The sequence below is a fragment of the Atribacter sp. genome (genome assembly GCF_035418125.1).
GTDB lineage: Bacteria > Atribacterota > Atribacteria > Atribacterales > Atribacteraceae > Atribacter > Atribacter allofermentans.
Genome location: NZ_DAOLQM010000118.1, coordinates 3,763 through 6,377, shown reverse-complemented (window position 1 = coordinate 6,377; position 2,615 = coordinate 3,763). Strand labels below are relative to the sequence as shown.

The 2,615-nt window shown below is 34.5% G+C and carries 3 protein-coding genes and 1 pseudogene; 3 read left to right on the top strand and 1 reads right to left on the bottom strand.

Annotated features, from left to right (window positions below):
* Positions 1 to 475 (bottom strand): annotated as a pseudogene (locus PLK24_RS06975) (hypothetical protein); the annotation flags it as partial.
* 300 nt (positions 476 to 775) lie between these two features.
* On the opposite strand from PLK24_RS06975, the gene PLK24_RS06970 reads away from it, so the two are divergent.
* Genes PLK24_RS06970 through PLK24_RS06960 form a run of 3 tightly spaced genes read left to right on the top strand, consistent with a single transcriptional unit; the run spans position 776 to position 2,607 of the window.
* Complete coding sequence (locus tag PLK24_RS06970; RefSeq protein WP_324477619.1) at positions 776 to 1,279, top strand: rubrerythrin family protein; 504 nt, start codon at positions 776 to 778, stop codon at positions 1,277 to 1,279.
* Between the two features lie 11 nt (positions 1,280 to 1,290).
* The gene (locus tag PLK24_RS06965) at positions 1,291 to 1,689 is read left to right on the top strand and encodes a class II SORL domain-containing protein (RefSeq protein WP_324477618.1); all 399 of its coding nucleotides are present in this window, start codon (positions 1,291 to 1,293) and stop codon (positions 1,687 to 1,689) included.
* A 39-nt stretch (positions 1,690 to 1,728) separates the two neighbouring features.
* A complete protein-coding gene (locus PLK24_RS06960; RefSeq protein WP_324477616.1) occupies positions 1,729 to 2,607 on the top strand; it encodes a cation diffusion facilitator family transporter in 879 nt (292 codons plus the stop codon).
* The last annotated feature ends 8 nt before the right edge of the window (positions 2,608 to 2,615 follow it).

Genomic DNA, 2,615 nt, shown 5'->3' with positions numbered 1-2,615 from the left:
TGTTTTTTAATCCAAAAAGAAGAAATCCTCTACAAAAATATTCCCAAGAATACATATATAGTGCAACCATACATTGGTAATATACAAATTGCACTAAAGAAGTACGTGCGGCTGGAAACATGGGGTAAAAAGAACGATAGGATGGATTTCTTGAAACTATAAATGCCCACCCAATGCCCAAAGCAAGCAAAAAAAGTAACCATTTCCCCCAGCTTCGAACTGAACCTATACTTCCTCCCAATTCACGATAAGGAATTTTCATAAAAATACGATTAACCAAAGAAGGAAAAATAAAAAGCCAAAGAATACCGGTTAAGAGAAAAAGCTGCATAGAATAAGCTGGGAATAATCGAACCACTTGAAGATAAAATGTATCATAAAACACCACGGCCAGAATACCAGTGATTAAAATGATACCTTCTCGACTGGATATTAATTGCCAATATACTGGAAAAAGAGCCTTAATAGTTTTCATTCTCTTGGTCCTTTCTCAACATTGGTGAACTTTTCTTTAAAATAATTTTAACATTTAATCCATCTATGGTCTTTCATTATATTTTTTCCCCAGTTTTAATTTTATCAAGCTCAATAACTCCCCCTAAAAGCTGTAAATTAAAAACGGTTTCTGTAAATAATAAATAAAATATATATTTATTAAATTTATCTATTCAAGCCGTTTGTTCGAGAGAAAATATTGAAAATTAACCAGAAATCAGGAATACTTATACTTAAATGAATGTTTAATAGTATTAAACTAATAGAGGAGGATGTCTCTATGCGTAAAATGACCCAACATAACCTTGAAGATGCTTTTGCGGGTGAATCTCAGGCACATATGAGGTATCTCATCTTTGCTGAAGTTGCAGAAAAAGAAGGTAAACATAATTTAGCGAGACTTTTTAAAGCTATTGCCTACGCTGAACAAGTACATGCTACCAATCATTTTCGAGAATTGGGTAATATTAATGAAAGTGTCAAAAATTTAGATATGGCAATCGCTGGGGAAAACTTTGAAGTTGAAGAAATGTATCCGGTTTACAACAATGCCGCCTCATTTCAAAATGAAAAAGGTGCAGTCCGATCCACTCATTATGCCTGGGAAACCGAAAAGGTTCACGAAAAAATGTATAAAGAAGCCAAAGAAGCTGCCCAAAAAGGAAAAGACATTGACGTCGAAAAAATATTCATTTGTCCGGTGTGTGGATATACAATTGAAGGAGAACTTCCCAATTATTGTCCAGTTTGTAACACAAAAAAAGAACTCTTTAAACCTTTTTAGGAGGTAATCACATGAAAGAATTTGGAGAGTTATTTCAGTCGGCCGACTGGAAACAAGAGAAACATACCCCAGTTATTGATGGTCCTGATTCGGTGAAAAAAGGAGAATTTGCGCATTTTTCGGTATCAGTAGGAAAAGAAATACCACATCCTAATACCACTGAACATCATATTCGTTGGATTGAAATATATTTTCTACCAGAAGGTGCAAAGTTTCCATTTCAGGTTGCCCGTTTCGATTATACAGCTCACGGTGAATCAACTGAAGGCGCCAACCAAGGACCAATTTACACTTCGCCCTATTCTTGTTTCACAGTGAAACTGGAAAAACCAGGTGTTTTTTACGCCACGTCTTATTGTAATATTCATGGCCTTTGGAAAGGCGAAAAACCAATTTCATTGAACGATTAAAATGATGCGGCTTTTAAGCCGCATCATTTTTCATTATCCATGAATGACCTTAAACGATCAAAAAGCGAAAATAAACTGATATTAACTATAATTCTGAACCTCACCATCTCCATCTTCGAAATTATAGGTGGTTTAATATCGGGGAGTTTGTCTCTGATTTCTGACGCCCTTCATAACCTAAGTGATTCTGCCTCGATGTTCATTAGTCTTTTTTCTCTTCGGGTTACCAATAGGGAAAAGTCTTCAAAGAATACTTATGGATTTAAACGAGCAGAGATTATTGCAGCTTTAATCAATTCAATACTCCTTTTTATTACCTTAGCCTACATTCTTTATGAATCAGTGCTTAGATTAATTCACCCTCAAGAAGTGAGCTCAATAATCATGCTTCCAGTTGCTATTATTGGTCTTCTCGGAAACTTTTTCTCAGCGGTACTACTATTTAAAGAATCTCAAAAAAGCATAAATCTAAAAAGTACTTTTTTGCACATCGTTATTGATACGATTTCATCTGTAATTGTCATAGCTGGAGGATTTATTATCCATTATACTGGTTGGTTTTACATTGACCCAATTCTTAGCTTGATTGTTATTATGTATGTTTTAAAAGAAGGATATGCGATTTTTCGAGAGGTTGTTCATATTTTAATGCAAGGCACGCCAATCGATATTGATCTTTCTCAGATTAAATCTCGGCTTGAATCAATATCAGGAGTTGAAAACATCCATCATATTCATGTCTGGTCTTTAAATGAAAATGAACGCTTTTCCGAATTTCATGCTTTGATTAACTGTCAAACATTAAATGAAATGGACCAACTTCGCGATCAGATCAACAGGATTTTAAAGGATGAATTTCAAATTAACCATACCACTATCCAATTTGAGGGCGAAAAATGCAAAATTACCAATATTTGATTAACAAC